Source organism: Vescimonas coprocola (assembly GCF_018408575.1).
GTDB classification, from domain to species: Bacteria; Bacillota; Clostridia; order Oscillospirales; family Oscillospiraceae; genus Vescimonas; species Vescimonas coprocola.
On sequence record NZ_AP023418.1, the window covers coordinates 1,932,530 to 1,959,270 of the forward strand.

Annotated in this window: 24 protein-coding genes and 1 tRNA gene; 15 read left to right on the forward strand and 10 right to left on the reverse strand. The window is 61.2% G+C overall.

The genetic code is table 11. From position 1 onward, the window contains the following. The first annotated feature begins 100 nt into the window (after positions 1–100). From mutS to KJS28_RS09630, 10 genes are all read left to right on the forward strand, one after another. Entirely contained in the window at positions 101–2,704 is a 2,604-nt protein-coding gene (mutS, locus tag KJS28_RS09590; protein WP_213540723.1) for a DNA mismatch repair protein MutS, read from the forward strand. A 44-nt stretch (positions 2,705–2,748) separates the two neighbouring features. Continuing rightward, the gene (gene mutL, locus KJS28_RS12660) at positions 2,749–3,288 is read left to right on the forward strand and encodes a DNA mismatch repair endonuclease MutL (RefSeq protein WP_267873539.1); all 540 of its coding nucleotides are present in this window, start codon (positions 2,749–2,751) and stop codon (positions 3,286–3,288) included. Further along, positions 3,270–4,685 carry a DNA mismatch repair endonuclease MutL gene (gene mutL / locus KJS28_RS09595; RefSeq protein WP_267873540.1) on the forward strand — a complete coding sequence of 472 codons (1,416 nt, stop codon included), beginning with the start codon at positions 3,270–3,272 and terminating at the stop codon, positions 4,683–4,685. Before mutL (KJS28_RS12660) ends, mutL (KJS28_RS09595) begins: the two co-directional genes overlap by 19 nt. 96 nt (positions 4,686–4,781) lie before the next feature. After that, on the forward strand, positions 4,782–5,726 hold the full coding sequence (gene miaA / locus KJS28_RS09600) for a tRNA (adenosine(37)-N6)-dimethylallyltransferase MiaA (RefSeq protein ID WP_213540724.1): 945 nt from the start codon (positions 4,782–4,784) through the stop codon (positions 5,724–5,726). 52 nt (positions 5,727–5,778) lie between these two features. Beyond that, complete coding sequence (gene hfq, locus KJS28_RS09605; RefSeq protein WP_213540725.1) at positions 5,779–6,024, forward strand: RNA chaperone Hfq; 246 nt, start codon at positions 5,779–5,781, stop codon at positions 6,022–6,024. A gap of 30 nt (positions 6,025–6,054) precedes the next feature. Next, complete coding sequence (locus KJS28_RS09610) at positions 6,055–7,266, forward strand: biotin/lipoyl attachment domain-containing protein (protein WP_213540726.1); 1,212 nt, start codon at positions 6,055–6,057, stop codon at positions 7,264–7,266. Between the two features lie 75 nt (positions 7,267–7,341). After that, positions 7,342–8,037, forward strand: coding sequence for a YggS family pyridoxal phosphate-dependent enzyme (locus tag KJS28_RS09615; RefSeq protein ID WP_213540727.1), 696 nt, complete (start codon positions 7,342–7,344; stop codon positions 8,035–8,037). Positions 8,038–8,057: 20 nt separating this feature from the next. Beyond that, positions 8,058–8,522, forward strand: coding sequence for a cell division protein SepF (locus tag KJS28_RS09620; protein WP_213540728.1), 465 nt, complete (start codon positions 8,058–8,060; stop codon positions 8,520–8,522). A 35-nt stretch (positions 8,523–8,557) separates the two neighbouring features. Further along, positions 8,558–9,259, forward strand: coding sequence for a DivIVA domain-containing protein (locus tag KJS28_RS09625; protein ID WP_213540729.1), 702 nt, complete (start codon positions 8,558–8,560; stop codon positions 9,257–9,259). Between the two features lie 72 nt (positions 9,260–9,331). After that, positions 9,332–10,216 (forward strand): HAD family hydrolase, encoded by an 885-nt coding sequence (locus KJS28_RS09630; RefSeq protein ID WP_213540730.1) that lies wholly within the window; start codon positions 9,332–9,334, stop codon positions 10,214–10,216. 161 nt (positions 10,217–10,377) lie between these two features. On the opposite strand, the gene KJS28_RS09635 is transcribed toward KJS28_RS09630, so the two are convergent. The 3 genes from KJS28_RS09635 to KJS28_RS09645 all read right to left on the reverse strand — a co-directional run bounded on the left by KJS28_RS09635 (position 10,378) and on the right by KJS28_RS09645 (position 13,197). After that, positions 10,378–11,397: a DUF3592 domain-containing protein gene (locus KJS28_RS09635; protein ID WP_213540731.1), complete on the reverse strand. Its 1,020-nt coding sequence runs from the start codon at positions 11,395–11,397 to the stop codon at positions 10,378–10,380. 55 nt (positions 11,398–11,452) lie between these two features. After that, positions 11,453–12,229 (reverse strand): uridine phosphorylase, encoded by a 777-nt coding sequence (udp, locus tag KJS28_RS09640; RefSeq protein WP_213540732.1) that lies wholly within the window; start codon positions 12,227–12,229, stop codon positions 11,453–11,455. A 95-nt stretch (positions 12,230–12,324) separates the two neighbouring features. Then, positions 12,325–13,197 (reverse strand): DUF2156 domain-containing protein, encoded by an 873-nt coding sequence (locus tag KJS28_RS09645; protein ID WP_213540733.1) that lies wholly within the window; start codon positions 13,195–13,197, stop codon positions 12,325–12,327. A 798-nt stretch (positions 13,198–13,995) separates the two neighbouring features. Between KJS28_RS09645 and KJS28_RS09650 the strand changes: the two genes are divergently transcribed. Continuing rightward, positions 13,996–15,558: a Na+/H+ antiporter NhaC family protein gene (locus tag KJS28_RS09650; protein ID WP_213540734.1), complete on the forward strand. Its 1,563-nt coding sequence runs from the start codon at positions 13,996–13,998 to the stop codon at positions 15,556–15,558. Between the two features lie 39 nt (positions 15,559–15,597). Continuing rightward, positions 15,598–16,737: a mandelate racemase/muconate lactonizing enzyme family protein gene (locus KJS28_RS09655; protein WP_213540735.1), complete on the forward strand. Its 1,140-nt coding sequence runs from the start codon at positions 15,598–15,600 to the stop codon at positions 16,735–16,737. An 83-nt stretch (positions 16,738–16,820) separates the two neighbouring features. Here the strand turns inward: KJS28_RS09655 and rpoN are convergent, their stop codons facing one another. The 3 genes from rpoN to KJS28_RS09670 form a co-directional block, all read right to left on the reverse strand. Then, on the reverse strand, positions 16,821–18,173 hold the full coding sequence (rpoN, locus tag KJS28_RS09660) for an RNA polymerase factor sigma-54 (RefSeq protein ID WP_213540736.1): 1,353 nt from the start codon (positions 18,171–18,173) through the stop codon (positions 16,821–16,823). 270 nt (positions 18,174–18,443) lie between these two features. After that, positions 18,444–19,715: a phosphopyruvate hydratase gene (gene eno, locus KJS28_RS09665; RefSeq protein ID WP_213540737.1), complete on the reverse strand. Its 1,272-nt coding sequence runs from the start codon at positions 19,713–19,715 to the stop codon at positions 18,444–18,446. A gap of 12 nt (positions 19,716–19,727) precedes the next feature. After that, positions 19,728–21,128, reverse strand: a complete 1,401-nt coding sequence (locus tag KJS28_RS09670; RefSeq protein WP_213540738.1) for a glycerate kinase — start codon at positions 21,126–21,128, stop codon at positions 19,728–19,730. A gap of 258 nt (positions 21,129–21,386) precedes the next feature. On the opposite strand from KJS28_RS09670, the gene KJS28_RS09675 reads away from it, so the two are divergent. Continuing rightward, entirely contained in the window at positions 21,387–22,760 is a 1,374-nt protein-coding gene (locus tag KJS28_RS09675) for a sigma-54 interaction domain-containing protein (protein WP_213540739.1), read from the forward strand. Between the two features lie 116 nt (positions 22,761–22,876). Here the strand turns inward: KJS28_RS09675 and KJS28_RS09680 are convergent, their stop codons facing one another. The 4 genes from KJS28_RS09680 to KJS28_RS09695 form a co-directional block, all read right to left on the reverse strand. Then, the gene (locus tag KJS28_RS09680; RefSeq protein WP_021858782.1) at positions 22,877–23,185 is read right to left on the reverse strand and encodes a barstar family protein; all 309 of its coding nucleotides are present in this window, start codon (positions 23,183–23,185) and stop codon (positions 22,877–22,879) included. Positions 23,186–23,202: 17 nt separating this feature from the next. After that, positions 23,203–23,577: a ribonuclease domain-containing protein gene (locus KJS28_RS12815; protein WP_213540740.1), complete on the reverse strand. Its 375-nt coding sequence runs from the start codon at positions 23,575–23,577 to the stop codon at positions 23,203–23,205. Beyond that, positions 23,493–23,708 (reverse strand): phage minor head protein, encoded by a 216-nt coding sequence (locus KJS28_RS12820; protein ID WP_213540741.1) that lies wholly within the window; start codon positions 23,706–23,708, stop codon positions 23,493–23,495. Before KJS28_RS12820 ends, KJS28_RS12815 begins: the two co-directional genes overlap by 85 nt. A gap of 221 nt (positions 23,709–23,929) precedes the next feature. Beyond that, positions 23,930–24,003 (reverse strand) — tRNA-Gly (locus KJS28_RS09695). A gap of 123 nt (positions 24,004–24,126) precedes the next feature. Between KJS28_RS09695 and KJS28_RS09700 the strand changes: the two genes are divergently transcribed. Together KJS28_RS09700 and KJS28_RS09705 are read left to right on the forward strand one after the other, a co-directional pair. Continuing rightward, a complete protein-coding gene (locus tag KJS28_RS09700; protein WP_213540742.1) occupies positions 24,127–25,272 on the forward strand; it encodes a D-alanyl-D-alanine carboxypeptidase family protein in 1,146 nt (381 codons plus the stop codon). A gap of 84 nt (positions 25,273–25,356) precedes the next feature. Continuing rightward, the gene (locus KJS28_RS09705) at positions 25,357–26,697 is read left to right on the forward strand and encodes a glucose-6-phosphate isomerase (protein WP_213540743.1); all 1,341 of its coding nucleotides are present in this window, start codon (positions 25,357–25,359) and stop codon (positions 26,695–26,697) included. Positions 26,698–26,741: the final 44 nt, after the last annotated feature.

Below are 26,741 nucleotides of genomic sequence, written 5' to 3' on the forward strand. Positions count from 1 at the left end.
AGTTTTCCACCTGTCAGCCCGGTGTTTTGCACTTTTCAACAGGTTTTTCCACCAAATTCGATCGCTTTCACTTATTTCTGGCAGAAAGAGGTATGAGGGTATGGCAGAAATGACGCCCATGATGCGCCAATATATGGAAATCAAGGAGCAAAACAAGGACTCCATCCTGTTCTTTCGGCTGGGGGATTTTTACGAGATGTTCGGGGACGACGCCCGGAAGGCGTCCCGTGAGCTGGATCTGACCCTTACCACACGGGATAAGGACAAGAACAAGTCCTTCGAGGAGAAGATCCCCATGTGCGGCATCCCGTACCACGCCTCCGACGCCTACATCGCCCGGCTCATCGCCAAGGGCTACAAGGTGGCCATCTGCGAGCAGACGGAGGATCCTGCCGCCGCCAAGGGGCTGGTGGAGCGGGACATCGTCCGCATTGTGACGCCGGGTACCGTCATCGACTCCGCCTGTCTGGAGGAGGGGCGCAGCAACTTCTGCGCCGGAATCTATCTGGACGGCGACTACGCCGGGTTCAGCGTGTGCGATATCTCCACGGGGCAGACCCATGTGACGGCCTTCTCCGGGCCGGATCGGGAGGCCCACCTGCAAAATGAGCTGGGGCGCTTCGCCCCGGCGGAGGCGGTGCTGAATCCCGGCGCCGCCGAGGATACGGCCCTGCGGGCGCTGCTGGAGGACAAGCTCCGGTGCCACGTGGAGCGCCTGCCCGCCGGGCGATTCCAGCTGCCCGCCGCCGAAAAGCGCATCCGCCAGCAGTTCGGGGACGATGCCGCCCAGCGGCTGCCCCGTGACAATCCGGCGGCTATGCTGGCGCTGGGTGCTCTGCTGGACTATCTGCACGATACCCAGAAAACGGACCTGAACCATGTAGACCGGCTGGACTACTACCGGCAGGGACAGTTCATGGAGCTGGATCTGACGGCCCGGCGGAATCTGGAGCTGACGGAAACTCTGCGGGGCAAGGAGAAAAAGGGCAGCCTTCTGTGGGTGCTGGACAAGACCAAGACCGCCATGGGCGCACGGCTGCTGCGAAGCTGGCTGGAGCGGCCCCTGCTGTCCGTCTCCGCCATCGCACGGCGCAACGACGCCGTGGCGGCGCTGGTGAAGCACACCGTGCAGCGGGAGGAGCTGATCCTGGCCCTCACCGGCATCGGGGACATGGAGCGGCTCATGGGCCGCATCGTCTACGGCAGTGCCGGAGGCCGGGACATGGTGTCCCTGAAAAACGCCATGGATCATCTGCCTGCCATCCGGCAGCAGCTGGCCGCCTTCGAGGGCGGACACCTGCGGGAGCTGGGCGCACGGCTGGACCCGCTGGAGGATCTGGCGGAGGTCATCGGCAGGACTTTGCAGGACGATCCCCCCTTCTCCGTGCGGGAGGGTGAGTTCATCCGGGACGGCTTTGACCCGGAAGTGGACCGGCTGCGGGGCATCCTCCACGGCGGCAAGGGCATCATCGCCTCCATGGAGGCTGCCGAGAAGGAAAAGACCGGCATCCGCACCCTGAAGATCGGCTATAACAAGGTATTCGGCTACTACATCGAGGTCTCCAACTCCTTTAAGGAGCTGGTGCCGGAGACATACATCCGCAAGCAGACGCTGGTCAACGGCGAGCGCTACATCACACAGGAGCTGAAGGATCTGGAGCACGATATTCTCTCTGCCTCCGACCGGGATGCGGCGCTGGAATATGAGCTGTTCACCCGGCTGCGCCAGACCCTGTGCGACGCCGTGACCCGGGTACAGGGGGCCGCCGCCGTAGTGGCGGAGCTGGACTGCCTGTGCTCGCTGGCGGCGGTGGCGGTGAAGAACAACTACTGCTGCCCGGTGGTAGATGAGTCCGGGGTCATTGAAATTCACGACGGCCGCCACCCGGTAGTGGAGTGTATGCGCCCCGACGCCATGTTCGTCCCCAACGACACCTACATGGGGGAGAAAGAGAACCGGGCCGCCATCATCACCGGCCCCAACATGGCGGGTAAGTCCACCTATATGCGGCAGGCGGCCCTGATGGTGCTCATGGCTCAGATCGGCTCCTTCGTGCCGGCCAAGGCCGCCCGCATCGGCATCGTGGACCGCATTTTCACCCGCATCGGCGCCTCCGACGACCTGTCGGCGGGGCAGTCCACCTTTATGGTGGAGATGACGGAGGTCAGCGATATCCTCCGCTGCGCCACCTCCCGAAGTCTTTTGATCTTAGATGAAATTGGGCGGGGCACCTCTACCTTTGACGGCATGAGCATCGCACGGGCGGTGCTGGAATACTGCGCCGACCCCAAAAAGCTGGGGGCCAAGACCCTGTTCGCCACCCACTATCACGAGCTGACCGCCATGGAGGGGACCCTCCCCGGCGTGAAGAACTATAACATCGCCGTCAAGACCCGTGGGGAGGATATCATCTTCCTACGGAAGATCATCCCCGGCGGCGCAGACCGCAGCTACGGCATCGAGGTGGCTCGTCTGGCGGGCCTGCCGTCCACGGTAGTCAATCGAGCCAAGAAGATCCTCCGCCAACTGGAGGAAGAAGCCGGACGACCCGCCCCGGCGGTGCAGGCACAGGAGGATCAGGTATCCCTGACGGCCCTGTCGGAGGGGGAGGTCATCGACCAGCTGCGCCGGGCGCAGGTGGATACCCTCAGCCCGCTGGAGGCTCTGAATCTGCTGTACGAGCTGAAAAAGAAGCTGAACTGACGGGAGTTTATCCCGTCCACGAACCTCTGTGAAAGGAGCGCTCTATGCCTGATATTCAATGCCTGCCCAGCCACGTGGCGGACCTCATCGCCGCCGGCGAGGTGGTGGAGCGGCCCGCCAGCGTGGCCAAGGAGCTGCTGGAGAACGCCATCGACGCTGGGGCCTCTGCCATTGTGGTGGAGATCCAGCACGGCGGACTGACCTATCTGCGGATCGCTGACAACGGCTGCGGCATCGACGCCGAGCAGCTGCCCACGGCCTTCCTGCGCCATGCCACCAGCAAGCTGCGGACGGCGGCAGATCTGGCCGCCATCGGTACGCTGGGCTTCCGGGGCGAGGCGCTGGCCGCCATCTCCGCCGTGTCACGGGTGGATATCTTCTCCCGGCGGACGGGGGCGGAGACGGGGGCCTCCCTGCATCTGGAGGGGGGCGTCCCCGGTCAGGTGGAGGAGGTGGGCTGCCCGGATGGTACCACCATCTGCGTCCGGGACCTGTTTTACAACACCCCCGCCCGAATGAAATTTATGAAGAAGGATTCTGCCGAGGGGCCGCCGTCAGCGGTATCGTGCAGCATCTGGCCCTGAGCCACCCGGAGATCTCCTTCAAGCTCATCCGGGATGGTATGGAACTGCTGCACACCCCCGGCGACGGAGATCTGCAGTCGGCGGTATACGCCGCCATGGGGCGGGATTTCGCCATGGGACTGCTGCCCATCAGCGGATGCAGCGGCGATATCTCCGTGGAGGGATTTGTCACCAAGCCCCTCAACGGCCACGGCACCCGTGGCCGCCAGCTGTTCTTCGTCAACGGCCGGTTCATCAAGAGCCAACTGCTGACAGCGGCGCTGGAGGAGGCCTACCGCAACCAACTGCTGAAGGGAAAGTTCCCCGGCTGCGTGCTGCGGCTCACCATGCCCGCCGACCGGTTGGATGTCAATGTCCACCCCGCCAAGACGGTGGTGAAATTCGTCAACGACAAGGAGGCCTTCAACGCCGTGTATTACACGGTGCTGGACGCCCTGAATACACCGACTCCGCAGCCCCAAAAGCCCCGGCAGGAGTCCTTTTACCAGACCATGACGGTGCAGCAGTACCGGGAGCGGGCGCCGCAGCCGGAGGAGAAGAAGCCTCTGGGCTCCTACACCGTCCGGCCCGCCGCACCGGCCTCCCAGCCGCTGGAGGTCCACGACGTGGCCCCCCGAAGGGGGGAGAGCTTCACCGTCACCTCCTCCGGCGTCAGCTATCGCATCACGCCCCCCGCCGTGCAGAAGGAACCATCGGCCCCGGCGGCATCCGTGCCGGAGGAGACCGTTCCCGTCCCGGCGGAGCCGGTGCAGGAGACGAGCGTTCCGTCCCCCGCAGAGGAGAAAGCCGTCCCGCAAAGTGCAGCACAGCAGACGGTGGAGCCGGTGTGCCAGACCCCATGGCGGGTGGTCGGCGAGGTACTGCGGACGTACATCATCTGCGAGGACGACCAGGAGAATGTATGGCTCATCGACAAGCACGCCGCCCATGAGCGGGTGCGGTTCGATGCCCTGAAAAATCATACCCAGCCGGTGATGTCCCAGCAGCTTCTGTCGCCGCTGGCGGTGGAGCTGTCGGCGGAGGATGCCGCCTCCCTGCTGGAGCAGCTGCCGCTGCTGGAGGAATTCGGCTTTGTGTGCGAGGACTTCGGAGACGGCACGGTGCTGGTGCGGCAGGTGCCGTCGGATCTGGAGGTGGGGGATGTCCCCGCCGCTCTGGAGGAGCTGGCAGAGGATCTGCGGCTGAACCGGGCCGATCCCACCGCCGCACGGGACAGTCTGCTCCAGACCATGGCCTGCAAATCCGCCATCAAGGCGGGGATGTGGTCCGATCCCTCGGAGCTTCAGGCGCTGGCGGATAAGGTGCAGAGCGGTGAGATCCGCTACTGCCCCCATGGCCGCCCGGTGGCGGTAAAGCTCAGTAAGTACGAAATGGAGAAGATGTTCAAAAGGGCGTAAGTGCTTCTTTGCCTCCGGCGACCCACTTTCCTCAGCAGCCGGGAAAGCGCCCGCCGGCGGCAAAAAAGAAAGAACCATCGGGAAAGGAGTCTCCCTATGATCCCACAGATCATCTGCGTGGTGGGTCCCACCGCCACGGGAAAAACGAAAATGGGCGTGGCGCTGGCCCACCGCTTCGGCGGCGAGGTGGTGTCCGTGGACTCCATGCAGATCTATCGGGGCATGGCCATCGGCACCGCCGCCCCCACTCCGGAGGAGATGGAGGGCATCCCCCACCACATGGTGGGCGTGGCCGATCCCGCCGAGAGCTGGTCCGTGGCCCGGTTCGTATCGGAGGCCGATATCTGTGTGCAGGATATCCTCCGCCGGGGCCGCCGCCCTATTCTGGTGGGCGGCACGGGACTGTATCTGGAGTCCCTGATCCGTGGCACGGACTTTGCCGCCGGAAGCGCCGACGGCGAGACCCGGCAGCGTTTGCAGCAGCGGCTGGAGCAGGAGGGCGTCGGCCCGCTGCTGGCGGAATTGCGGGCCATCGACCCGGGCAGCGCCGCAAGGCTCCATCCCAGCGACGAAAAACGCATCCTCCGGGCGCTGGAGGTGTGGTATGAGACCGGCGAGACCATCACCCAGCACGACCGTCGCACCCGGCAGCAGCCGCCCCGCTATCAGGCCGCTTACATCGGCCTGAGCTTTCAGGATCGGGCGCAGCTGCGCCGCCGCATCGACCTGCGGGTGGATGAGATGGTGCGGCAGGGGCTGCTGGAGGAGGTGCAGGCCCTGCTGGCAGCGGGGCTGCCTCCCACCGCTACGGCGTGGCAGGCCATCGGCTACAAGCAGTTTCTGGCGGCGGCAGACGGCCGCTGCACCGTAACCGAGGCCATCGAGGAGGTCAAACTCCGCTCCCGGCAGTACGCCAAGCGGCAGCTGACATGGCTGCGGCGCAACCCGGACATTCACTGGATCCTGTGGGGAGAGGAGCCGAATTTTCCCCAGGGCCTGCAAAATGCGACAGAATATCTCACCGCTCTTGGCTTACGATAAGCCCAAGAGCGGACGGCACATCGTCCGCCAACAGAGAAAAGGAGCAGACGATATGCAAAAGAGCAACAACCTTCAGGAAATTTTCCTCACTAAGGCCCGCAAGCAGAGTATTCCCCTGACCATCTTTCTGATGAACGGCTTTCAACTGCGGGGCGTGGTGACGGGCTTTGACTGCTTCACCGTGGTGCTGGACACCGACGGCAAGCAGCAGATCATCTATAAGCACGCTATTTCCACCATCGTTCCCATTCACCCCGTCTCGCTGCAGGAGGAGCCCTGCTTGCCGTCGAACGAGTGAGGCGTCCCAACATTCCACCAAGGAGGAGCCATGAACAACACCCGTGTTTTCCGCTTTCTCAGCATCGCCCTGCTGGCGGCCATTGCGCTGTACTTCGCCGCACAGGGCTATTTTGCCCTGACGGACCCCTTCACCACCACGCTGGTCTATCAGAGCTCCGCCGAGGACACCATCGACGTCAGCGGCTGGCTGGTCCGGGACGAGGAGGTCCTCTCCGGTGAAAGCGGCACCGTGCGCCATGAGGTCAGCGAGGGCGAACGGGTGGGCAAGGGCCAGACGGTGGCCACGGTATACAGCGGCAGCGATGCGCTGGACACCGTGCAGCAGATCGAGGCCAAGGAACTGCAGCTGCAGCAGCTGCAATTCGCCCTGTCCTCCTATCTGAACCCCGACGCCACCCTGAAGCTGGACGGCTCCATCACCGAGAACCTGCTGAACATCCGCCGTTCCCTCTCCGGCGGTGACTACGGCGATGCGGCGGACCAGACGGCCCAGCTGAAGGCCGCCATCCTCAAGCGCAGCCACACCTACTCCTCCGGCGAGGAGATCGAGGCGGACATCGCCACGGTGCAAGGAGAGCTGTCCGCTCTGCGAAGCTCCCTCTCCGGGGCCCGGACGGTGACGGCAGAGCACTCCGGCACCTATTCCGCCGCCTGCGACGGCTATGAATCCCTGCTGACGCCGGATTTTTTGCAGTCCGTGACCCCCTCCCAGCTGGAGGGACTGCCCTCCGGCCAGACCGGCGGCAGCTCTCTGGGAAAGCTCATCATCGGGGAGAAGTGGTACTACACCGCCGTGATCACTGCGGAGCAGGCCCAGCAGCTGGAGAAGGGTGACTGGCTGACCCTGCGGTTTTCCAAGGGTGCTCAGCAGGATATCGACGCCCAGGTCACCTATCTCAGTGCCGCCGAGGACGGCAAGCAGGCGGTGGTGCTGACCTGCCGGGAGTATCTGGCCCAGACCACCCAGCTGCGCCATCAGGCGGCTCAGCTGGTGCTGCGGTCCTATGAGGGACTGCGGATCCCCACCAACGCCCTGCGGATGAGCGAGGACAACCATCTGGGGGTCTACTGCGTGGTGGGCAAGGTGGCCAGCTTCAAGCCGGTGTCCATGGTCTATCGGGGCGACGGATACAGTCTGGTGCAGGCCGCCAGCCCGAGTCAGGACGTTTCCGTCCTGCGGCCGGGGGACGAGGTCATCGTCACCTCCAGTAAGCTCTCCGGCGGACAGATCGTGCAGTAGCAGCCGCCCAGCAGATGCCATCGGCCAATAAGTGCAGCCACATAAATAGATTCCATCGGGAAAGGAAAGATCTGTATGACCATTACGGAACACATTGCCGCCGTGCGGCGGGAGATGGCGGAGGCCGCCCGAGAAAGCGGCCGCAGCGAGCGGGACATTTTTCTGGTGGGCGCCAGCAAGATGAACGACGCCGCCGCCTGTCAGGAGGCCATCGCCGCCGGAGTGAACGCTCTGGGGGAGAACCGGGTGCAGGAGATGACCGCCAAGCTGGCTCAGAACGCCTATGACGGAGCGCCCCTGCACTTCATCGGCCATCTGCAGCGCAACAAGGTGCGGCAGGTGGTGGGCAAGGCCGCTCTCATCCAATCCATCGGCTCCGAGGCCCTGCTGCGGGAGGTGGAGAAGGAGGCTGCCCGGCAGCAGCTGGTGCAGGATATCCTGCTGGAGGTGAACATCGGCGGCGAGGAGGCCAAGAGCGGCTTTGCCCCGGAGGAGACGGAGGCGGCGGCCGTTCTGGCCCGTGAGCTGCCCCATGTCCGGGTCCGGGGACTGATGACCATCCCGCCGGTGGAGACGGTCCCCCACGGCAATCTGGTATATTTCGAGAAAATGCACCGTCTTTATGTTGACATAAACGGGAAAATATACGATAATAAATTAGAATACATCTCCATGGGCATGAGCGGCGACTTTGCCGATGCCATCCGGGCCGGCAGCAATATGGTCCGGGTGGGGACTGCTATTTTCGGTGCCAGGGATTATACCAAATAAAGAAACAGGAGGGTCTTTCCATGAGCCTGATGGACGAATTTAAGAAGATCATTCATCCCTATGACGATGAGGATGACGATTACGAGGAGGATGTGGGCCGTGACAGCGAGCCGACCTACTTCGAGCCCCGTGAACCCCGTGAGTCCTCCCGCCGCAAGGAGGTCCCTGCGGAGGAGCGGCGCAACAAGGTGGTGAACATCCACGCCACCACCCAGCTGAAGGTGGTGCTGGTAAAGCCGGAGCGCTTTGAAAACGCCTCGGAGATCGCTGACCATCTGCGGGAAAAGCGCACGGTGGTGCTGAATCTGGAGGGTACCAACAAGGATGTGGCCCGGCGGCTGGTGGATTTCCTCTCCGGCGTGGCCTACGCCGGTGACGGGAAGATCAAGAAGGTCTCCACCAATACCTATATCATCACGCCCTATTCCGTGGATCTCATGGGCGACCTGATCGACGAGCTGGAGAACAACGGCCTGTACCTGTAAGGGCCGGATAGAGATGTAAATCGGAGGGATAGATCATGTTTACACCGCAGGAAGTTTCCGAAAAGACGTTCCCCAAGGCATCCGGCTTCAACAATGGCTACGGCATGGCCGCCGTGGACGAGTTTCTGGATGCGCTGACGGAGGATTATACCGCCCTGTATAAGGACAACGCCGCCCTGAAGGCCAAGCTGAAGGTGCTGGCGGAGAAGGTGGAGGAGTATCGGGCCACCGAGGACGCCATGCGCTCCACCCTGCTGTCGGCCCAGCGGATGGCGGCCCAGATGGTCTCCGACGCACAGGCCCAGCGGGACAAGATGCTCTCGGACGCTCAGGAGGAGGCCAACCGGCAGGTGGCCCAGCTGGAGCAGCAGGTGGCGCAGGCCCAGCACAAGCTGACCATGGCCCAGGCCAGCCTGTCCGATTTCCTGCGCCGCAGCGCAGACCTCTGCGCCCAGCAGGTGAGCTTCCTGCGCTCTCTGCCGGAGGCAGAGGTGGAGGAGGGCCAGCCTGTGACCCTGCCCGCCCCGGAGGAGGGCCGTGTCCCCGTGGCAGACGCTGCGGAGGAGCCCGCCGCACCGGTGGAGGAGGCTCCCGCAGAGGAAGCCGAGGCTCCGGCAGAAGAACCCACCCCGCAGGAGGCCCCGGCGGAGGAGCCCGCCAAGACGGAGTCCCCCTTCTCGGCGGACTTCAATTTAGACGACCTGAAGTTCGGGCGCAACTATAACAGCGAACACTAAATACCGTGGGGCGGCTCCTGTGAGCCGCCCCTGCTTGCTATCTGCTATCCAACCCATCAAAGGAGTGACACTATGGCCCGCCCCATCATCGCCCTGTTGTACGATTTTGACAAGACCCTGTGTACCACGGACATGGAGAATTACACCTTCATCCCGGAGCTGGGGTATACCCCGGCCCAGTTCTGGCAGAAGGCCAACGGCTTTGGCCGGGATAACCACATGGATGGCCTGCTGGCCTATATGTACACCATGATCCATGAGTGCCGGGAGCAGAACCGGCGGCTGGAGCGGGACTTTCTGGTGCGCTGCGGCCGGGACATGGTACTCTTTCCCGGCGTGCGGGAGTGGTTCCGCCGCATCAACGCCTTCGGCCAGCAGCTGGGGGTGGAGATCGAGCACTACGTCATCTCCTCCGGTCTGCGGGAGATCATCGAGGGCAGCGGCATCGCCCATGAGTTCCGGGAGATCTACGCCTGCGAGTTCTTCTACAACGAGGAGGGGCTGGCCTGCTGGCCCAAGCTGGACGTGAATTTCACCAACAAGACCCAGTTCGTCTACCGTATCAATAAGGGTGTGCTGGATGTGTCCGACGACAAGACCCTCAACGACTCCATGCCCGACGACAGCAAGCGCATCCCCTTCACCAACATGATCTATGTGGGGGACGGCCTGTCGGACGTGCCGTGCATGAAGATGATGCGGGCCTACGGCGGGCAGGCCATCGCCGTGTATCAGGAGGAGAACCGTCAGGGGGTGGAGGATCTGCTGAGCAAGGGCCGGGTGGACTTCATCTTCCCCGCCGACTATCGGGAGGGGACGACGCTGGACAGCACCGTGAAAAATATCATCCGGAAAATGGCCATCTGCGATACTCTGGCGGAGGAAAACGCCGCCCAGTTCCGTCAGATCGGGCGCTCCCCCCTGCCCTATCAGGCCAGTCTCTTCGAGGAGACGTAAGAGGCCCCTTTCCAATGCGGAAAATTCTCTGCGTGTATAACGAGGTGCCATCGGGCGCTGCAAGTATCCATCAACGCCGAAAGAACAAGGCTGGCAGGTCATTGACCTGCCAGCCTTGTTCTTTATTCCCTTGGCATCCCGTATATGGGATTTTCGTCCTCTTATTCGCTCCACCAGCCCGCAGCTTCCAGAAACGCAAGCACATCGGCCTTGCCCTCCTGCGTGGTATACACATAGAGCATTATCTGTCCACTGCGGATCTTTGCTGCGAAATTCGTGGGGCTGTCCACGGCATAGACCTGACCAGTAAAGGTATTGCTCTCCGTCACCTCACCGGTGATGGGGAGGGTCGCAGCGGCATAGAAACGGTAGCAGGCATCTGCGGAATCCAGCCTGCAGTAGTCCAACCGCAGAGAGTCCTCATGCACGGAAACAGAGCGGATCAGCATGGAACCGACGCCCCAGCTCTGGCGGATATCCTCCGTAGAGTCCACGGCAGTATAGCCGGCTGCCGCTGCGGCCTTGCGGAACTTATCCAAGTCCGAAGTTCCCGACGTGAGGAAGAATTTCACGAAAAGGACGAGGGCGACGAACGCAAGAAGCCAAGCCGCAAGTCGGGGGACCCACTGCTTCGCCGGGATTTTTGCAATGGCCGTTGAATCAAATCCCGTGTCTGTCTCCGGAACCGATTTCTTCAGCTCCTCTGTGTGCGTCCTTCGCAGAAGGCTGCGAAGTAGCTCCAGCACCCCAGAGAGGGAAAAGCCCACCACTGCGATGGCCGTTCCCAAAATCAAAAGGACCAGCAGATTGTGGGTATTGGGAGAGAGAATCGCCGTATTCTCTTCCGGCATTTCCGGGTCATATTTCACGGTAATGACAGTACCAATCAGACGGGGCGATGACATACGCCCTGTGCGGCCCGTATAGGTTTCACCGTCCACGGCATACTCATATGCCATAATGTAGTAGGTACTGCTGTTGCTACCATGCCTTCCGGGCGAAGAGCTGACTACCTCGCTGGAGACATCCGTGACCGTTGCCTGCGTGGTGAGCCAGTCCTTCTGGCGGGATTGCTCTGCATAGTCCTTGATCCCGTTTACGATCAGGTAGATGCCCACAATCATCATCACATAGCCCATGAATCGGAAGTAGGCGAATAATGATCGATTCTGCTTCCACATCTCGATGCCCTCCTTGCTCCGCCAGCCCCACAGGGAGTTTTATGCCCTTGTCCCCTTACTGCTCCTTCTGGAACCGATCGGCGGCGATAAGGCGCTTCAGGGCCTCCACGCCCACCTGCACGGCGGAGGTGGTGTCCTCGCTCATGTCCTGATCCAGACCGGCGGCCTCCCGCTCCTGATTCCAGATCACATGGAAGCAGGAGCCGCAGCGGCAGCCCAGCGCATCCGCCACCACGAACAGGGCAGCGGACTCCATCTCGCTGGCCTTGACGCCCAGACGCTTCCACGCCTCCCACTTGTTCAGCAGCTCATAGGACACCGGCATCCTGGCGGGGCTGTGCTGACCGTAGAAGGCGTCCTTGCACTGCACCACGCCCACCTGCGTCCGCTTGCCCAGCGCACGAGACGCCTCCACCAGCGCTGTGGTCACCTCGAAGTTGGCCACGGCGGGGTACTCGATGGGCGCATACTCCCGGCTGGTATGCTCGAAGCGGATGGCGCCGGTGGCCACCACCACGTCGCCGGAGCGGACATCCAGATCGATGCCGCCGCAGGTACCCACCCGGATAAAGGTGTCGGCGCCGATATTGTGCAGCTCCTCCATGGCGATGGCGGCCGAAGGGCCGCCGATGCCGGTGGAGCAGACGGAGACCTTCTCCCCCAGCAGGGTGCCGGTGTAAATGGTGTACTCCCGATTCTGGGCCACGAAGTGTGCGTTGTCAAACAGGGCGGCGATTTTTTCGCAGCGGCCGGGGTCGCCGGGCAGGATCACATACCGGCCCACGTCGCCCTCCACACAGTGGATGTGAAATTGTTTCTCCAGTTTTTGCATGAGAAATGCCTCCTGTCATTTTTTCATGGAATGCTCTTTGATTATACTTCATTCTGCGGCACGGCGCAACCGTTTTGTCCGTAGGAGGGGAACAGTCACCACACCTCCACGGTGTACTTCTTCAGCTGCGTCACCGGGTGCAGATCCCGCTTGGCCTTCCGCAGGCCCAGATCCCCCATGTCCTCCTCCCGGTTCACATACGCAAGACCGTCGGCATAGGCGGTGCAGAACTGGCGGCACAGCATCTGATAGGCGCCGGGGTAGTCCCGGTCCGCCTTCTCAATGTGGATGTACAGGGTGTCCCGCAGCACCTCCCCCAGTGTGAAGCCCACGATGGCCCCGTCGGCCCGGAGAACGCCGCCCACCAGACCGTACTGATCCAGATGCTCCAGCACCTCCTGCACCTTGTGGTTTTCCTCCGCCGCCTCTCCGGGGGCGTAGTTGAGCTTCTTGTTCAGGGTGTGAAAAAAGGCCTCCACCTCCGCTGCGTCGGTGCTGTCCAGCGGCTCGAAGCTCCAGCTCTGGCAGGTACGGAGGAAACGGCTGATGTGGTTGCGCTGGCCGCTGAACTTCTTGCCGGACAGCTGGATCATCTCCTCAGCGGAGTACAGATAGTCGGCAAAATTCTCCTCCTCCGTGATCTCCACCCGGCCCGGCAGCTCCCGGAACAGGGGCAGATCCGCCTCCGGGATGGTGCAGAACCGCACCGGCCGCTCCGGGTGGCGGGCCAGACACTGCCGCAGTCCGGCGGGGATGTCCTCCCCCAATGGCAGGTTGTAGTAGAGATTTCCGTCCTCACCGGTGAGGGTGGAGTACAGCACGCCGTCCTTCACCTGCCACGCCATGTGGAAGTAGTCCCGCCACATGAACATCCCGCCCACGGTGAAATCGCAGGTGTTGGTGGTGACGAAGCGGAAATATGGGGCGATCACCGGGATATCATCGATGGTCATTTTCTGAAAAGGCATATGGTATCACTCGCTTTCTGACCTCTCCGCCGGGGAAAAATCCCAAATATTATATCAGACCCCGCCGCCGGAATCAAGGGGAAGCCCCTGCCGTGGCTGCGGCTCATTCTTCCGTCATTACAAGGCCGCTTTGCAAATGTGTCGTATTTTGCCTCCGGCGGGTGGCTTTTTCTTTTTGCCTCCGGCGGGTAACTTTCTGCCAATAGCAGCAGAAAGTTACCAAAGAATGCCGCTTGAAACCTTAGGTTTCAAGACTTCCTCTTTTCTGTGCAAGAGTTACTTCCTAAATCCCGCCAAAACAGGGAATCGCCTTTCTCCTACTCACGCTGCCGCTTTATTGGGTGGTTGAAGAAGCTTGCTGCTCTACCGTGGGGGACGGATCGCCACAGCCAGTGTGCGCACTGGCTTGGCAATGACGCAACAAGAAACCGGATGACACGACGGTGCAGGCTTTCTGCTGCGATCAGGGGAAAGCTATACCCGCCGGAGGTAACCAACCACTTCTGGCAAAGCATCTGCCTTCGGAGTAGCCCCCACAAGTACTCCCCCATACGTCAATTTTTTACAATTTCTTCATATTTCTCCGGATTTGTCAAATTCTCTTGACAGAAAACACCAGTATCCGGATGCAAAATCAAATATTTTTGACAAAATGGAACTCATTGCTTTTACCGTCCCCCAAAATCCCCGAAAAATCGCCGTTTCTCAGACTGGCACGTCACTTGCTATTACTATGGGCAGACGGTCCACGGACCGCAGAATTTATGTTTCACTCTTCGAGTGAGGAAAGGACGACATATGGAGTTTTCACCTACCCTATTGGCCATCGTTCCCCCTCTGCTGGCCATTGTCCTGGCGGTCATCACACGCCAGGTCGTGCTGTCCCTGTTCATTGCCGTGTTCGTCGGTGCCGTGATGCTGTGCGGCGGTAATCTGTGGGAGGGCTTTTACAGCACCTTCTTCGATTACATCCTCCCCGGCTTCGAGGATACCGACCACCAGCGCATCCTGGCGCTGACCACCTTCTGCGGCGGTTTGTCGCTGCTGCTGGAAAAGAACGGAGGCGCCCAAGCCTTCGCCAATGCCGTCAGCCGCGGCGCAGGCAAGACCCGCCGGGGCGCTCAGGTGCTGACTTGGCTGGGCGGCGTGTTCGTCTGGTTCTCCGATTCCACCAACCCCGTGCTGGTAGGCCCCATCTGCCGCAGCTTTACCGATAAGGTAAAGGTCTCCCGTGAGAAGCTGGCCTACATCGTGGACTCCACCACGGCGGCCGTCCCCACTCTGTTCCCCATCTCCGCCTGGGGCGCTTACATCATCGGCCTCATCGCCACCTTCTACACCTCCACCGGCTATACCGGCAATCCTCAGACAGACTTCGTGGCCGGTATCCCCTATCAGTACTACACCATCGGCTCCATCCTCATGGTGCTCATCATCGCCGTCACCGGCTGGGACTACGGCCCCATGAAGAAGGCCGAGGACCGTGCGCTGCTCACCGGCAAGCTGTTCCGTGACGGCGCCGAGATCCGCCGTGAGGTCGAGCAGGAGGAGCTTCCGGAAGGTGCCAAGCCCTCCATCTGGAATATGCTGGTTCCCGTCATCGTGCTGCTGGTGTTCATCTTCGTGGGCCTGTTCTACACCGGTGACATCAAGACCAATGGCATCTTTGGTGCGCTGGCCAACGGCAGCTCCCTGCGGGCGCTGGATACCGCCTTCATTCTGGCCTCCATCTCCGCCATCATCATGGGCATGATCACCAAGGTCTGGAACTTCAAGAAGGCCCTGAGCACCTTCATCGAGGGCTGCACGGGCATGATGGAGGTCCTGATGATCCTCATGCTGGCCTGGGGCATCGGCAGCATCTGCTCCGCCTGCGGCACTTCCACTTGGATCGTCAGCACCTGCGAGAGCTTCCTGACCCCCACCTCTATGTGCGCTATCATCTTCATCGCTGCCTGCCTGACCTCCTTCTCCACCGGCAGTTCCTGGAGCGTATTCGCCATCTTCATCCCCATCGCCGTGTCCCTGGCCATCTCCATCGGCGCCCCCGTAGGCATGGCCATCGGCGTGGTGCTGTCCGGCGGTATCTTCGGCGACCACTGCTCCCCCATCTCCGACACCACCGTCATGTCCTCCATGGGCTCCTCCTGCGACCACATCGACCACGTGCGCACGCAGCTGCCCTACGCCCTGACGGTAGCCGGCTCGTCTCTGGTAGGCTATATCGTCAGCGGCCTGATGAAAGGCGGTGCCTTCGTGGGGCTTGCCATCACGCTGGTGCTCATCTGCCTGGTGTCCTTCCTGCTGAACAAGCACGTGGGCCGTGGCAAGGATGCCAAGGCCTCTCAGGATGCCGCCTGATCCCATCCAAATTTTGGACACGAATAGGAGGATATAACCGTGAAAATTATCGACGCGAAGCTGCAGGTGGTGGAAGTCCCCCTGCCCCATCCCTTCCCCTCCACCTGGAACCCCGGCAATCCGGAGACCAAGCTGTTCGTTACCATCGCTGAGATCATCACCGATGACGGTATCCACGGCTACGGTGCCGCCTGCGACTCCTCCCAGCTGCTGGCGGGTATCTGGGACACCCACATCCGCCCGCTGGTCATCGGCAAGGAGATCACGCAGGTGGAGGCCATCAACACCGGCCTCGTCAACGCCTCCCTGTACGCCTACCGCCCCTGGTGCGTGGAGGTAGCCGTGTGGGATGCACTGGGCAAATACGCCAACCTCCCCATCTACAAGATGCTGGGCGGCGTGCAGGATAAGGTTCTGGCCTACGCCAGCACCGGCTCCCTGAAGTCCGTGGAGGAGCGTGTGGAGGACGCTGAGCGGTATATTGCCGAGGGCTTCAAGATGATGAAGCTCCGTGCTCACCACGACGATCCCTTCGAGGACGTCCGTATCATCGCCGAGATCAAAAAGCGGGTAGGCGACAAGCTGAAGATCGCCGTGGACGCCAATCAGGGCTGGTTCTTCACCGGCAAGCGGTCCGTGGCCAAGTGGGATCTGAAGAAGGCTCTGAACGTGTGCCGTGCCTTCGAGGAGATCGGCATCGAGTGGATCGAGGAGCCCCTGTACGGCTACGACTTCGAGGGTCTGGCAGAGCTGCGCAAGCGCACCACCCTCCATGTGGCCGGCGGCGAGCTGAACGCTCAGGTCCACGAGTACCGTGACCTCATCAAGCACAACTGCTTCGACATCTATCAGATGGACGTGGTGCTCTCCGGCGGCTTCGTGCAGAACCGGAAGGTGGCGGCCATGGCGGAAGCGGAGAACAAGATCTACACCCCCCACACCTGGACTCACGGCATGGGTATGGCCGCCGCCCTGCATATGGCGGGTGCCGTCAGCAACTGCCCCTTCATCGAGTACTGCTACGATCCTCCCTACTGGCCCTACGAGGTGCGTGACATGATGCTCACGGAGCCTCTGGTGGTGGATAAGGACGGCTATATTGCCGTGCCCCAGAAGCCGGGCCTTGGCGTGGAGATCAACCACGAGCTTATGGACAAGTACACCGTGCTGCGGAAGTGATCCAATCCCACTCCCACAGGTGAAAGCAGCAGCGGGGAGCCATTCGGCTCCCCGCTGCTGCTTGAAAAAATAAGCTTATGCTGTTACTCCCGGCGGCCCGCCGTGCCGGGGATGCCCAGCTCCTCCCGGTACTTGGCCACGGTGCGCCGGGACAAAACACAGCCCTTCTGCTCCAGCAGGCACCGCAGCTTTTCATCCGACAGGGGATGAGCCTTGTCCTCCCCGTCGATCAGCTCCCGCAGCCGCAGCAGCACCGCCCGGCGGCTGACATCGCTGCCGTCCGGGGCTGGAGCGGAGAAAAAGTAGCTCAGGGGGAACACCCCCTGCCGGCACTGGAGGTACTTGTCCTTCACCGCACGGCTGACGGTGGACAGATGCACGTCCAGCGCCTGTGCCGCCTCCGTCATGTACATGGGCCGCAAGGCACGGGGTCCATCCCGGAAGAATGCCTGCTGCCCCGCCGCCACGAACCGGGCGCAGCGCAGCATGGTGCTCTCCCGCTGCCGCAGGGCAAACAACACGTTCTCCGCCTGCACCAGCTTCTCCGCCAGATACTTTTTGACCTCCGGATCATCCGTCTGGCGGTACAGATCCTGATAATACCGGTTCAGGTGCAGCATGGGGGCCGGACGCCGGTGGTCATCGCAGACGAACTCCCCCTCCTGCTCCACCACAAACACATCCGGGTACACCATGGGGGCCGGCTCCGGCGGGCTGAACTGTCGCCCCGGCCGGGGATCCAGCTGCCGGATGCGCTGCTGGGCCCGGCGCACCTCCTCCTGCGAGATATGCAGGGTCTGTGCGATCTGGTGATAGCGGTTCCTGGCCAGCGCCTCCAGATGATGCAGCACGATCTGGGTGGCGGGGCCGTCGTCTCCGATGCGCTGCAGCTGCAGGTACAGGCACTGGCTCAGATCCGCAGCCCCCACTCCCGCCGGCTCCAGCGTCTGCAGCCGTGCGATGCCGCGGCGCAACTCCTCCTCCGGCACACCAGCCCCGGCGGCCAGCTCCTCCGTCGGCACGGTGAGGTACCCGCTGTCCTCCAGACAGCCCACCAGATAGTAAAGCAGCTGCCGCTGCCTCTCCGGCACCTCCAGTCCGGCGATCTGGCGGCACAGAAAGCTCTCCAACGTCTCCGCCAGACCGCCATCGGTGCCGATACGGTTCATGGGGGAGTCCTCTTCCTCCTGATTGGGCCGCTCATAGTAGCTGTTCTGGCGGTCGTTTTCCTCCAGCCAGCGCCAGCGGTCCAGCCAGCGCTCGGCCCGCCGGGTCAGAGGCTCCTCCTCGTGGGGCAGCTCCAGCTCCACCGTGGGGTTTTCCTGCGCCACGCTCTCCAGATACTCCCGTATCTCCAGCCGCCCCATTTGCAGCAGCCGCAGACTATGCAGCTGCCGCATGGACAGCTGTTGTTCCTGCCTCAGCTCCAGTTCCACTGTGCTTCCCTCCCGGATCTCCCTGCACGGGATTTTTTTGTTATCATATTATCATAGTTTATTATAGTGCATCCACCGCCCCGGCGCAAGCCGTTTTTTCGCAGGGAGACCGCAGCGCCGCCGTGTTCTGCGTCCGCTGCGGTCTCCTACTTGAGGGGGTGTAGAGATCAAATTGGTAAAAATATTTTTACGTCGTATCCGATTTCATTAACTATTTTGTAAAAAATCTTGTATTTTCCCTTAGTATCTCTTACAATAGGGGCAAGTACCTCAGAACTTCACGAAGGGCGAGAAGTCGAAGGGCTTGGCTGCCGGCAGCTCCGTCTCCGCCCGCAGCAGAGAGTTGACGATGTGAATGGCGTGACCGAATTTGGGCGGGCCCAGCTTCACCGCCGCCGCTCCGCCGGCGATGCCCATGTCCGCCACAGGGTCGTCGCTGACGCCGCCCGCCCGGATGGAGGGGATGGAGAACATTCCGTGCTCCACGGCATAGCGCTGGGCTTCCATAGCCTCCGTAACGGTCCCCACCTGATTGGGCTTAAAGACGAAGGCCCCGCAGGCCCCCATGTCCAGTGCCTTGCGAAGATAGTCGATGTTGGTGACGGTGAGGTCGTCGCCGCAGAGGGTGGTACGATCCAGCGCCTTGGCGGCCTTCACCCAGCCCTCCCAGTCGTTCTCGTCCACCGGATCCTCGATGTAGAGGAAGTTGTACTTCTCCGTGGCCTGCTTCAGGATGCCGATGATCTCGTCCAGATCCACCTCCCGGCCGCAGTAGTGATAGGTACCCCGCTTGGCGTCGTAGATCTCGCTGAAAGCGCAGTCCATATGGAAGGCGATCTTCTCCTCGCAGTGGCAGCGCTTGGCCGTCTCATAGAGGATATCCAGACAGTCCATGAAATCGGTGCTGGGGGCCATATACTCCGACATGGCGCCGATCTCCGGACGGCGGCCCCCCTGAAACTCCCGGATGACCTCCGGCAGCTTCTTATAGACCTTGCAGAGGATCTCCGTAGCCTCAGCGATGGAGGATGCCTTATAGGGAACAATGGTGGTCTCCTGCACCGGCATGGTGTCGTCCTCATAGCTGCCTCCGGCGAACATATCCGAGGTGGGCAGGGGGATGGTGCGAATGTCACCGGGGTTCAGATAGCGGTACTGGGACACATGGCGCAGCTGGCATCCGGCCCGCATGACCGCCAGCGACGTGCTGTACGTGACATTGCCCCCCAGACGGGACTTGTTGGGGGTGCCGTCCAGCTCCATGAGACGGCGGTCCAGCGCCTGCTGGTCCAGCACGTCCATGCCCCGGATGGCAGGCAGGACCACCTTCTCCGCCATCTCCACGGCCTTGCGGACGCCGTTGCCGTCATAACGGCTCCGGTCACCGTCCCGCAGCACCATAGCCTCGTGTTCCCCGGCGGAGATACCGGAGGGGGACGCTGCCCGGCCCATGGTGCCATCCTCGGTGATGATATCCACCTCCAGCAGGGGCTTTCCCTTGCAGTCGATGATCTCTCTGGCCCGCAAATCCTGAATTTTCATAATAGTTCCTCCTTACTCCTGTGTACCGATGTACAGCACATTAAAATCGCACAAATTGGTTCCCGTGTTCCCGGTGAGCACCGTATCCCCCAGCGGCTCCAGCGCCTCATAGGCGGCGTGCTCCCGCAGCGCCTTCCGCAGGTCGATGCCCCGCTCTGCGGCAGCAGTCCCGGTGGTGCCGTCGGTCAGGCCGCCTGCCACCGGGGTGGTGCCGTCGGTACCCTCGCTGTCCATGGACAGCAGGCACACATTCTTCAACCCCTCCGCTGCCACGGCAAAGGCCGCCGTCATTTCCTGTGACGGGCCGCCATGGCCCCGGATAAGGCTGCTGTCAGGAATGGCGGTGGTAGTCTCCCCGGCGGAGAACAGGAAGCAGGGCGCCCGGAAGGGCCGTTCGTTCTTCACCACCTCATGGGCCAGCGAGGCCATAAAGGTGCCGTAGTCCCGGCTCTCCCCCTCGGCGTAGGTAGTCAGCACATGGGCGGGGATTCCCATCTCCTCCGCCGCCTCCAGCGCCGCCTGGCAGGAGTCCGGCAGGGTGTTGACGATATAGTAATCCACATCGTTGGTCATGGTCTGGGGCGTTTCCTGCGCCGGGTCATAGTCCAGCAGATACCGGGCCACATTGCGGGGCAGCTTGTCCTCGATATGGTACTTGCGGAGGATGGCACCGATGTCCTGGAAGGTCACGGTGTCGTAGCCCACAGGGGTCCCCATAATGGGTACCGGCTCCGTGTAATCGGTGATATCATCCAGCCCCACGGCGTCCCAGATCTCAAAGCAGAGGATCTTGGCCCCGTGGATGTGCTGCCCCAGCCGTCCCCGGCTCATGCGGGACAGATGCCCCCGGATGTCGTTGATGTCCATGACCCACATCCCGGCTTTCAGCATCACATCCGTGGCCTCCTGCAGATCCTCCAGTGTGGTTCCCTCCACCGGGTAGCCCATCAGCGCTGAGCACCCGCCGGTAAGGCCCAGCAGCAACAGGTCGTCCGGCCCCATCTGCTCTGCGATGTCGATCATCCGCTGGCAGCCCCGGATGCCCTCCTCATTGGGCAGGGGATGCCCGCCCACATAGACCTCCGTCTTTCGATAGACGTCCTCCTCATCCCGAAGCTTGATGATGGTGACGCCCAGCGTCAGATACTCCCCCAGCAGATCCTCGAAGGCCCGTGCCATGTGATTGCCCGCCTTGCCGGAGGAAAAGGCGTACACATGACGGTACCGGCTCAGATCGTGGCGGCGGCTTCCGATGACCAGCTCGCTGCCCTCCCGATGCATCATCTCGTGGAGTCGCTTCCGGGCATCCAGCCGTTGCAGCACCCGCTCCGTCAGCTCCAGCACCTGCGCCTTGGCCCCGGCGTCGCCGTGGGACAGCAGGCTCTCTTTATTCTTGATTTTATGATCGCTCATGGTATCTCCTCGCATATTTAGTTGATGCCAAGATAAATAGCAACTCCCGTGCCAGCATGACAGCTTCCACGGTTATTCCGCAAGTTTCGCTCCTCGTCCAGCGGTTTTCACAAGATTTTCCCGGAAAACTCGGCGTTTTCGCCAAACAGTCACCCGATCCGGCAGTGCAGCCGCCTTTCACTTCCGCCCTTGCTCTGCGCCGTGTCAAGATTTTTTGTCTCGCCCCTTCCCCATTCTTTTTCTCAGGAGGTATGAACTATGAACAAGAACTTTGAACAAATGCTCCGTCTGGTGGACTATGTGGACGGCCTGATGGTGGTGGACAAAAACTGCATCATCCGCCACTACTACACCGCCTATCCCGATCTGGTAAACCTGCGGCAGGACGAGCCTCTGAACCGCAGTCTCTTTGAAATTTATCCCACCCTGAAGCGGGAGGACAGCTACATCTGCCGGGCGCTGAAAACAGGAGAGAGCTTCATCAACTACGAGCAGACCTATATCAACTACAAGGGGGACGCCATGGAGGCCAACTGCAGCGCCGTCCCCATTAAGGAGCACGGCGAAGTGGTGGGCGTCATCGATATGGTCATCTACAAGGATGCCCACGTCACCGAGCGGCGGCTAAGCTTCGACATCAGCCTCATCAGCGCCCTCACCAAAAGCTACAACACCTCCGACCAGTCGCTGGAGGACATCGTCACGCAGGATGGCGAGATGATCCGCATCAAGGAGAAGATCTTGCAGACCGCCGACAGCGATGCCCATGTGCTGGTCTATGGCAAGACCGGCACCGGAAAGGAGCTCATTGTCAACGCCATCCAGAAAACCAGCCGCCGCAAGGATGCCCCCTTCATCAAGCAGAACTGCGCCTCCATCCCCAGTACTCTGCTGGAGAGCATCCTCTTCGGCACCACCAAGGGCAGCTACACCGGGGCTAAGGATACGCCGGGTCTGTTCGAGCTGGCCGACGGCGGCACGCTGTTCCTCGACGAGATCAACTCCATGGAGCTGACGGCGCAGGCCAAGCTGCTGCGGGTGCTGGAGGACAACTGCATCCGCCGCATCGGTGCCAAGGAGGAAAAGCAGGTGAACGTGCGGATCATCGCCGCCGTCAACGAGGACCCGGAGGGCTGCGTAGAGCGGAATAAGATCCGGGAGGATATCTTCTACCGCCTGTGTGTGCTGCGGTACGATATCCCGGAGTTGTACCGGCGGAAGGGGGATATCCCCCTGCTGATGGAATATTTCCGCAAGCACTACAACAAGAAATTCCACAAGCAGATCATGGCATACAGCAGCGAGGTACAGGATATCTTTCTGGCCTATAACTGGCCCGGCAACGTCCGGGAGCTGAAAAACGTCATCGAATCCGCCTTCCACAACAATCACACCGCCATCCTCACCCGCAACGATATCCCCAACTACATCCTCTCCCGGCTGGCGGTGGACACCATGCACGCCGAGGACGTCCGAGGCCTGCCCCTCCACGAGATGCTGGCTCGGTACGAGGTCCTCCTCATCGAGGACGCCTACCGCCGCAACGGCGGCAGCCTCACCAAAACGGCGGCGGAGCTGCAGGTCAGCAAGCAGAACCTCGCCTATAAAATGAAAAAGTACGATATCCGGTGAAAAACGTGTGCTGTCCTTCGACAGCGCACGCTATCAGGGCATAACAGCAGGAAGGACACCCTTGCGGGGTGTCCTTCCTCCCTCTGGCTGCCCATAGCTTTTTGCGATCCCTGCGATCAGCGGTATGTGACCGAGACCCAAGGGTATTTCTCCTGAAGGTCACTGAAAATCTCCTGCATCGGAGCGGCGTACGCCCGCAGCCCCTGCGGCATGGCGTCAAAGCCCTCCACCACAATGTGCCTTTGCACCGGCTGCAAAAACACATCCGTCAGGCAATCCCACATGGCATCCCAGTTTTCCCCGTAATAGTCGGGAAATCCAAATGCCTTGCGGATACGCTGATGTAATGTGCCCCAGTCCCTGCAGCTGTTCAGGCGCAGTAAAACGGGGTCGGCTGTAATGGGCGTATATGCGTTGCGATTCATAACAAAGCTCCTTTCTGTCAAACAATCTCGACAAATGTGGCGTAATGGTCGTAAGTAACAAAAATCAATCCATCGTTGGAGTAGAGAATTCGTTCACCGCCTCGGTAACCAAAAGAGTAATGGATGTCAGCCTCGTACCATATTCGTCCAAGTGCATCGGGGAGCCGCTTGTCTCTGTTTTTGTAAACGCCCTTTGTCAGCATCTTACCAGGTGCAACACTGACAAGATTTGCTAAAATCGGAATCCATCCTAACTTGCTAGCTTCGTCCTCAGTTATATAGTATCCAGGTAGCTGACGAAAAGTTTTTAGCCACCAATCGGCCCCCCGCAGGCCAATCTTTGTCGCTGTGCCAGCCGTTTTGCCACTAAGCGTTGAACAGAGCAGCGACAATTAGGATGGAGCGGTGGTTCTTCTGGAATAATATCATAGAGCAAGTAAATTTTCCCTTGATGCTTTTTGCATTCCATACATCTTCGGAGATCGATGACGGATTTCCAATATTTATACTTCAAGCTACGCACAAACTTCTTCCTTTCTACTATAACAGATTAGGCCATCCATGAAAAGCCTCTTATATTACTGTGTCAGGCAGTAGTTTGTTGCCCTTGTGTATGCAACCCTTATAAAATTTTTATGAAAATGTCGCAGCAATTCCCATAGTGCAAATCCCGCAAAGCCTTGTGGCACAACGGTTTGCATCCAAAAGGAAAAGGACTTCAAGATTTCTCTTGAAGTCCTTTTTTGGAGCAGGGTACGGGAATCGAACCCGCCTCCTCGGCTTGGGAAGCCGATGTACTACCGATGTACTAACCCTGCATTTTGAATACCTGCTCATTATAGCAGATATCCCCCGGCTTTGCAACCGGAAATTTTGTCGACGGCGGCATGAAAATTTCACCGCCGCATATGCTGGAAACAAAACGGAACGGAGGGCTGCATATGAGACGGATGGCGGGCTTATGGGCGGCGCTCCTGCTGGTGCTGGCGCTGACGCCGACACAGGCCGGAGCGGTGGAGCTGCCGATACGGGCGGAGGCGGCGCTGCTGATGGAGAAAGAGACGGGACAGGTGCTGTACGCCCAAAATGAGCACGAGGCGCTGGAGCCGGCCAGCGTCACCAAGGTGATGACGCTGCTTTTGACCATGGAGGCCATCGAAAAGGGCAGCCTCCACTACGACGACGTGGTGACGGTCAGCGCCTACGCCGCCTCTATGGGCGGCAGCCACGTCTACCTGTCGGAGGGTGAGCAGATCACCGTAGACGATCTTTTGAAGGCGGTGTGCGTGGCCAGCGGCAACGACGCCGCCGTGGCGCTGGCGGAGTGCGTGGCCGGGGTGACGGAGCTGTTTGTGGAGCAGATGAACACACGGGCCAAGGAGCTGGGCATGACGGACACCCACTTCGTCAACTGCACCGGCCTTCCGGCGGAGGGCCACGTCACCAGTGCATGGGACATCGCCCTCATGAGCCGGGAGCTCATAGAAAAGCACCCGGACATCCGCCGCTACACCACCATCTGGATGGATACCCTGCGGGACGGCACCTTCCAGCTGGCCAACACCAATAAGCTGATCCGGTTCTACGACGGGGCCACGGGTCTGAAAACCGGCTCCACCGACAGCGCCAAATACTGCCTGTCCGCCACGGCGGAGCGGGAAGGCATGGAGCTCATCGCCGTGGTGCTGAAGTCCCCCACCGGCCAGCAGCGGTTCGAGGATGCCAAGGCCCTGCTGAACTACGGCTTCTCCACCTACGCCCTGCTGCACACGGCGCCGGAGGAACCTTTCCCCGCCATCCCGGTGGTGCTGGGGGAGACGGAGACGGTGCAGCCCTGCATCGACCCGCAGGAGGCGGTGGCGCTGGTGCAGAAAAGTCAGGCCGGGGGTCTGTCCCAGTCCGTCACACTGGCGGAACAGGTGGAGGCCCCGGTGTCCACCGGACAGGAACTGGGGACTCTGACAGTGACGGATGCCGCCGGCGAGACGGTGCAGTCCATCCCCATCCGGGCGGCGCAGAGCGTGGAGCGTCTCACCTTCGGTACCATGCTGCGCCGGATGCTGTCGGCGGCATTTTTTGCCGGCTGAAAGCCGCTTTTGGGTAGGTTTCCTCTTGTATTCCACGGGAAAACGTTGTATGATAAACCAAATTGTACAGAGGAGGCATCTGATATGATACAGATGGATCTGTCCCATATCCGGCAGTTTATCCCGCTGCCCTACGAGGAGGCCCGTGCCGCCCAGCTGCGGCTGGCCCACAGCCATTTGCAGCACGGTGACGGCGCAGGCGGCGAGTTCACCGGCTGGGTGCAGCTGCCCCGGCAGTATGACCGGGAGGAGTTCGCCCGCATTCAGGCGGCGGCCCGAAAAATTCAGCAGGACTCTCAGGCGCTGGTGGTCATCGGCATCGGCGGCTCCTATCTGGGCGCACGGGGCGTCATCGAGTGCCTGTGCTCCCCCAACTATAACCTGAAAAAGAAGGACACCCCCAACATCTACTTCACCGGCAACGGCCTGTCCTCCGACCAGATGGCGGAGCTTATGGACCTGCTGGAGGGGGTGGACTTCTCCGTCAACGTCATCTCCAAGTCCGGCACCACCACGGAGCCTGCGGTGGCCTTCCGTTTCTTCCGGAAGCTGCTGGAGGAGCGGTACGGCCCAGAGGAGGCGGCCCGGCGCATCTACGCCACCACCGACCGCCGCAAGGGGGCGCTGAAGGCTCTGGCGGATCAAGCGGGCTACGAGACCTTCGTGGTGCCTGACGACATCGGCGGCCGGTACAGTGTCCTCACCGCTGTGGGCCTGCTGCCCATCGCCGTGGCGGGGGTGGATATCTGCCAGCTGATGGAGGGTGCCGAGACTATGATGGAGGTCTGCGCCAAGACGGACATGGCGGAAAACCCCGCCTGGCAGTATGCCGCCGCCCGGTATGAGCTGTACCGCACCGGCAAGAAGATCGAGGTGCTGGCGGCCTATGAGCCCAGCTTCCGGTTCATGGCGGAGTGGTGGAAGCAGCTGTACGGCGAGTCCGAGGGCAAGGAACACAAGGGGCTCTTCCCCGCCAGCGTGGAGTTCACGGCGGACCTGCACTCCATGGGTCAGTATATCCAGCAGGGGGAGCGTTCCCTGTTCGAGACGGTGGTGCGCTTCGGCGCTTCCCACCGGCCGCAGGTGGTGCCGCTGGATGAGACCGACGGCGACGGCCTGAACTTTCTGGCCGGGAAGGACGTGGATTTCATCCGCACGCAGGCCATGGACGGCACACTGCTGGCCCATGTGGAGGGCGGCGTCCCCAACATCATCCTCCGCACCGGCCAGATCAATGCCTTCACGCTGGGTGAGCTCATCTACTTCTTCGAGTACGCCTGCGGCCTGTCCGGCTACTTGCTGGACGTGAATCCCTTCGACCAGCCGGGGGTGGAGGCGTATAAGAAGAATATGTTCGCCCTGCTGGGAAAGCCCGGCTACGAGGCCCTGCGGCAGGAACTGGCGGAAAAACTGCACAGAGCTTGACCGCCTCTTTACACCATTTCTACAAATCTGTAAAATAGCGTTTT